The organism is Microbacterium sp. 5K110 (genome assembly GCF_005774735.1).
GTDB lineage: Bacteria > Actinomycetota > Actinomycetes > Actinomycetales > Microbacteriaceae > Microbacterium.
Window position 1 is genome coordinate 1 of record NZ_VBUM01000131.1, and the last position, 6265, is coordinate 6265.

5 protein-coding genes are annotated in these 6265 nt (G+C 69.0%); all 5 read right to left on the reverse strand.

Features of this window, described 5'->3' with window-relative positions:
* Positions 1–2: 2 nt before the first annotated feature.
* Positions 3–1748: a serine/threonine-protein kinase gene (locus FE256_RS17290; RefSeq protein ID WP_138178117.1), complete on the reverse strand. Its 1746-nt coding sequence runs from the start codon at positions 1746–1748 to the stop codon at positions 3–5.
* Positions 1745–3199: a peptidoglycan D,D-transpeptidase FtsI family protein gene (locus FE256_RS17295; protein WP_138178118.1), complete on the reverse strand. Its 1455-nt coding sequence runs from the start codon at positions 3197–3199 to the stop codon at positions 1745–1747. Before FE256_RS17295 ends, FE256_RS17290 begins: the two co-directional genes overlap by 4 nt.
* 46 nt (positions 3200–3245) lie before the next feature.
* A complete protein-coding gene (locus FE256_RS17300; protein WP_138178120.1) occupies positions 3246–4646 on the reverse strand; it encodes an FtsW/RodA/SpoVE family cell cycle protein in 1401 nt (466 codons plus the stop codon).
* Complete coding sequence (locus tag FE256_RS17305) at positions 4643–5881, reverse strand: PP2C family protein-serine/threonine phosphatase (protein WP_138178122.1); 1239 nt, start codon at positions 5879–5881, stop codon at positions 4643–4645. The genes FE256_RS17300 and FE256_RS17305 overlap by 4 nt, the downstream gene beginning before the upstream one ends.
* A 9-nt stretch (positions 5882–5890) precedes the next feature.
* The coding region (locus tag FE256_RS17310; RefSeq protein WP_252371078.1) for an FHA domain-containing protein FhaB/FipA at positions 5891–6265 on the reverse strand (375 nt) is incomplete at its 5' end.

The following is a 6265-nucleotide window of genomic DNA, read 5'->3' on the forward strand; positions in this document are numbered from 1 at the left end:
GGTCAGCGCGTGGCGCTCGGGCTGGGCGACGGGGTGTTGCCGCCGGTGATCGACGCGGAGGCCTCGCCCGAGGGTCCCGCCGTGCGGTCGGTGCCCGAGCAGCTCACGGTGTAGGTCACCCGAAGGCTCTGCCCGACCGAGTTGCTCACCTGCAGCTCGGCGTTGCGCGCATCCGGAGCGAACGACGCCGAAGACTGACCGTTCTCGGAGAACGTGCCATTGGTCGCGGTGAGGTTGTAGGACGCCACGTTTCCGGTACCCGCGGGACACGTGTACTGCTGCCACGAGACCTGCACCGTGCTGCCGGCGGTGACGGATGCGCCGGGCAGCGTCGGGGTGCCGGGGGTCGGAAGCGGGGTCTCTTCGCCGAACACGCGCAGCGTGATGATCGTCCCGGCGGGGACGCGACCGGTGGGGTTCACCGTGTCGACGAGACCCACCTGATCGGGTCTGGTCGCGGCGTTGCCGGTCTCGCACTGCGCGCCGAGGTCGTTCGCGCTGAGGATCTCGCTGGCGGCCTCGCAGGACTTGCCCGTCAGACCGAGGGAGTTGACATCGACGAGCTGCGAGGTCTGCGAGGGCGACGACGAGGGCGTCGCGCTCCGTGACGGCGTGGCCGAACTCGGTGTCGGGCTGGAGGGGGCCGTGTTCGGGTCGTTCTGGTTGCTCAGAACCGCGAAGAGCGTGCCGCCGAGCACGAGCGCCAGAAGGGCGATGAGGGCGACGAGCGGCCACGTCCAGGGACTGCGCTTCTTCTTCTGCGGGCGCGGGTCGTCCTCGGTGTGCTCCTCGGAGAGGAGCGACGAGGACGGTGCCGGCAGCAGACGGGTCGCGGCAGAGGTCTGCCCCGCCGTCAGGAGCTGTGTGGCCTCGTCGGCGACGGCGACGCCGGCAGCGATGGCGGGTACCGCGGCGGCGGCGGCCGTGAGGTCGCCGCGGCGCAAAGCCGTGGCGGCGCGCGAGACAGCCGCGGCCGAGGCCGGACGCTCGTCGGGCTTCTTCGCGATCATCGCCATGACGAGGTTCTGCACCGGGACGGCGACGGTCGGCGGCAGCGGCGCGGGCTGCTCGTTGATCTGCGCCATGGCGATGGCCACTTGCGACTCGCCCGTGAAGGGGCGCTTCCCGGCGAGGGACTCGTACGCCACGATGCCGAGCGAGTAGATGTCGGTCGCGGGCGACGCGGGGTGCCCCGACGCCTGCTCGGGCGAGAGGTACTGCACCGTGCCCATGACCTGACCGGTGGCCGTCAGCGGAACCTGGTCGGCGATGCGCGCGATACCGAAGTCGGTGATCTTCACGCGGCCGTCGGGCGTGATGAGCAGGTTGCCGGGCTTGATGTCGCGGTGTACGAGGCCCGCGGCGTGTGCGGCCTGGAGGGCCGCGGCCGTCTGCGCCACGATGTCGAGGGTCTTGTCGGTCGACAACGAACCCTCGCGCTCGAGGATGGTCGACAGTGCCTCACCGGGTACCAGTTCCATCACGAGGAAGGCGCTGCCGTCCTCCTCGCCGTAGTCGAACACGCTCGCGATGCCCTCATGGTTGACGAGCGCGGCGTGACGGGCCTCGGCGCGGAAGCGTTCGAGGAACCCGGGGTCGCCCATGTACTCGTCTTTGAGGATCTTGATCGCGACGGTACGTCCGATGACATGGTCGGTCGCTTCCCAGACCTCACCCATGCCGCCGATCGCGATCCGCGACTCCAGCTCGTACCGTCCTCCGAAGGTCACTCCCTGCGTCGGTCTCATTTGCCCAGCACCGCCTCCATGACCTTCTTCGCTATCGGGGCGGCGATCTCGTTGCCGCTCCCGCTCTGCCCCTGGCCTCCGCCGTTCTCGACCACCACGGCGACAGCGACCTTCGGGTCGTCCGCCGGGGCGAAACCGGTGAACCAGAGAGTGTAGGGACGAGAATCGTTCTCTGCGGTGCCGGTCTTACCCGCCACCTGGACCCCGTCTATTCTTGCATTCGACGCCGCGCCGTCCTGGACGTTCGCCGTCATCATCGTGACCATCTGAGCCGCGAGGTTCGAGTCCAAGGCGCGGCCGAACTCGCTGCTCGTGCCCTCGTCGTCGACGGACAGGGTGGAGCCGATGATCCGGTCCACCATCCGCGGGTTCATCACGACGCCCTGGTTCGCGATCCCGGCGGACACCATCGCCATCTGCAGCGGTGTCGCGCGGACCTGGCCCTGTCCGAAGCCGCTGAGCGCGGTCTGGGGGGCGTCGAGGTTCGCGGGGTAGGACGACGGAGTCGAGGTCAGCGGCATCGAGAACGACGTGTTGAAGCCGTACTTCTGGGCCTCGGCGCGGATCGCGTCGTCGCCGAGTTCGACCGCCAACTCCGCGAAGGGGATGTTGCAGCTCAGTCTCAGTGCCGTGGCGATCGTGACGGTGTCGCCGCCGCCGCACGTGCCGCCCCCCGCGTTGCTGACGACGCTCGAGGACTGCGGCAGCGTGTACGACGCGAGGTTGGGGAACGCCGAGTCCGGGGTGTACCGACCGGATGCCAGAGCGGCCGAGGCCACGACCAGCTTGAATGTCGACCCCGGGGGGTTCAGGTCGCCCTCGATCGCGCGATTCACCAGCGGCTGCGACGGATCGGCAGCGAGCTGGTCGTACGCCGCGTTGACGGCATCCGGGTCGTGGGAGGCGAGGGTGTTCGTGTCGAAGCTGGGCTTGGACACCATCGCGAGGATGCGTCCCGTCGAGGGTTCGATCGCCACGACCGAGCCCTGCTGGTCGCCGAGGGCGTCCCACGCGGCGCGCTGTACGCCGGCGTCCAGCGACAGCTCGACGTTCGATCCGCGCGGAACCTGGCCCGTGGCCGCTTGCTCCAGGCGCGAGAAGAACTGACTGCTGTTGGCGCCGCTGAGCACGGAATTCTTGTCGAGCTCGATCCGCGTGCGCGCGTCGAGCACGGGGTTCATGTATCCGGTCACGGGCGCCCACATCGCGGCATCCGTGTACTGACGCTGCCAGCTGTAGACGTCGTCGGACGGGACGGACGAGGCGATCACGGTTCCGCCGGCGATGATCGATCCGCGCTGGACCTGGTACGAGTCGTACAGCGCGCGGCGGTTGCCGGCGGTGTTGGCGAGGTTCTCGGCCTGGCCGACCTGGATGACGCTGGTGGAGACGAACAGCGCGAGGAACATCGCCAGCATGACGACGCTGAGGCGTCGGAGTTCTTTGGTCACGGTGCCTCCTCCGGGGTGACGGTGCGGGTCGGCGTGGGCGCGGACATCAGCCGATCACCACCCGGGGACGGCTGCGCACGGCATCCGAGATGCGCAGGAGGAAGGCGACGATGATCCAGTTCGCGACCAGGGACGAACCGCCGGCGGCCAGGAAGGGCGTCGTGAGACCCGTCAGCGGGATCACGCGGGTGACACCACCGACCATGATGAACACCTGCAGCGCGATCGTGAACGAGAAGCCCGTCGCGAGGAGCTTGCCGAAGTCGTCCTGACCGGCGAGGCCGATGCGGATGCCGCGGCTGGCGAACACCATGTAGAGCGAGAGGATCGCGAACACCCCCACGAGGCCGAGCTCTTCGCCGAGGCTGGGCAGGATGTAGTCGCTCTGCGACAGCGGGGTGATGTACGGACGGCCCTGACCGAGCCCCGTGCCGAACAGGCCGCCGTGCGCGAGGCCGAAGATGCCCTGCGTGAGCTGGTAGCTGCCGCCGTCGCGGTCGATGACCTCGGGGTTGAAGGCATCCAGCCAGTTGGCGAACCGGCCGTAGACGTAGGGCAGGACACGGGATGCCAGGAACGCCCCGGTCGCGGCGAGCACGACGCCGATCAGCACCCAGCTGGTCTTGCCGGTGGCGACGTAGAGCATCGCGACGAACATGCCGAAGATGAGCAGACCCGTGCCGAGGTCGCGCTGCAGCACGATGATGCCGAGCGAGACGGCCCAGATGATCAGGAGCGGTCCGAGCTCGCGGGCACGCGGCCACGTCATGAACAGGAACCGGGTTCCCGTGGAGGTGAGGCTCTCGCGCGTACGCACGAGGTAGCCGGCGAAGAAGATCGCCAGAGCGATCTTCGCGAGCTCGCCGGGCTGGAACGACACGAAACCGAGCGACACCCACACGTCGGCGTTCTGCTCGGTGCCCAGGCCCGGGACGAACGGCAGGAGGAGCAGCAGGATGCCGACGAGGCCTGACAGGTAGGTGTAGCGGAAGAGCACGCGGTAGTTGCGGACGAAGATCACCACGAGCAGGGCCGCGATCAGGGCGATCGCCGCCCAGGCGATCTGCCGGATGGAGGTGGCATCCCATCCCTCCAGGCCCACCGCGAGGTCGATCCGGTAGATCATCGCGATCCCCAGGCCGGTGAGGATGGTGGCGATGGGGAGGACGAAGGGGTCGGCGTCGCGGGCGCGCAAGCGCAGCACCACGTGGAGGACGAGGGCCAGCACTGCGGGAATGGCCGAGAGGATCAGGTAGCCGGACTCGACGACACCGTCCACGCCGAGCTGCACCAGGACGATCGCCGAACCGTAGACCGCGATCGCGAACAGCAGGAGTCCCAGCTCGCGGTTGCGCTGCGTCGCGGGCACGCGGATCTTCTTCAGTGCGCGCATGACGGCGGTGTCGGTGGACACCGCGTCCGGCCGGGTCAGTTTCTGGTCTGTCATCCGGTGGCCTCCGGTGCGGGACGCAGGCGATCCACGATGAGCTCGGCGTCCGAGAGGGAACGGGCCGAGATGGTGCTCTCGACCGCCTGCCGGTCGAACTCCGAGAGATCGGCGAGCACGATGTTGGTGTCTTCGTAGACCGACGAGAGCGAGAGCGGTCCGATGGACTGCTGCACACCGCGGTAGATGACGACCGAGTTGTCGTCGGCGCCGACGTAGTAGCGCGTCTGGGTCCACGTGTAGCCGGCGAACAGGCCCGCGCCGATGGCGACGAGCACGAGGATGAGAGCCGCGAGCCACCCCAGGCGACGTCGGCGTGCGCGGCGCCGATCCTCTTCGATGAGCTCCTCGAGGAACTCCGCGGCGGGTTCGAAGTGCGTCGGCTCGTTCGCGGCCTGGCGCGCCGTGTGCAGCCACGAGGACCGCGTCGGGCGCGCGGCGGGGACGACGACACCGGTGGGGTTGGACGCCGACCCGACGATCGTCGGAGTTCCGATGAACACGGGGTGCTGACCGCCCACGTCGACGATCACGACGGTGACGTTGTCGGGGGCGCCTCCGTCGAGGGCCTGCTTCAGCAACGCGTCGGCGGTGCGGGCCGGCGGCATCCCGAGGGCGAGAGCGCGCGTGGTGTGCGCGTCGTCGACGACGCCCGAGAGGCCGTCGGAGCACAGCAGCCACCGGTCGCCGTCCTGCGTCGGCATGATGAACGTGTCGACCTCGGGGTCGGGGTCCATGTCGCCCAGGACGCGCATGAGCACCGAACGGCGCGGGTGGTACCGGGCCTCTTCCGGGGTGATGCGTCCCGAATCCACCAGACGCTGCACGAACGTGTGGTCGGTGGTGATCTGCGTGAGCGTGTCGTCGCGGTACAGGTAGACGCGCGAGTCTCCGATGTGCCCGATCACGGCGTAGTCGTCGACCATGATGACGGCGCTGACCGTCGTTCCCATGCCGGCGAGCTCGGGGCGGCGGGCGACGGTGTCGATGAGATCCGTCGCGGTGTCGGCGAGAGCGTCGCGCAAGGCGTGCTCGGCCGCGGTCGTGCTCGTGAAGGGCTGATCGAGTTCGGTCAGTCGGGCGATCGCCAGGCTCGAGGCGACGTCACCTCCGGCGTGCCCGCCCATACCGTCGGCGACCACGAAGAGGTTGGACCCGGCGTAGCCGGAATCCTGGTTGTTGGAGCGCACCTTGCCCGTGTGGGAGATGGCCGCGCTCGAGCCCTGGAAGACCATGGAGGAGGGTTACTTCCTCAACTCGAAGGTCGTCGCGCCCACCTTGATCGGCGCGCCGACCTTCACCTGCACGGGGGACGCCACACGGACACCGTCGTGCGAGGTGCCGTTGGTGGAGTCGAGGTCTTGCAGCATCCACTGCTCGCCCCACAGCACGAGACGCGCGTGGTGGCTGGAGGTGTAGTCGTCGCGGACGACGAGACCGGACTCGCTCGAGCGCCCGATCGTCAGCGGCTCGGTGCCGAGGGGCAGTTCGAGCCCTGCCTTCGGGCCGCTGGTGATCACGATGCGCGAGACCGACGATGTCGTCGCCAGTCCGCCGACGGGTGCCGGTGCGGGAGCGGCGGGGCGCTTGACCTGCGTCGTGACCGCGTTCGGCGACGC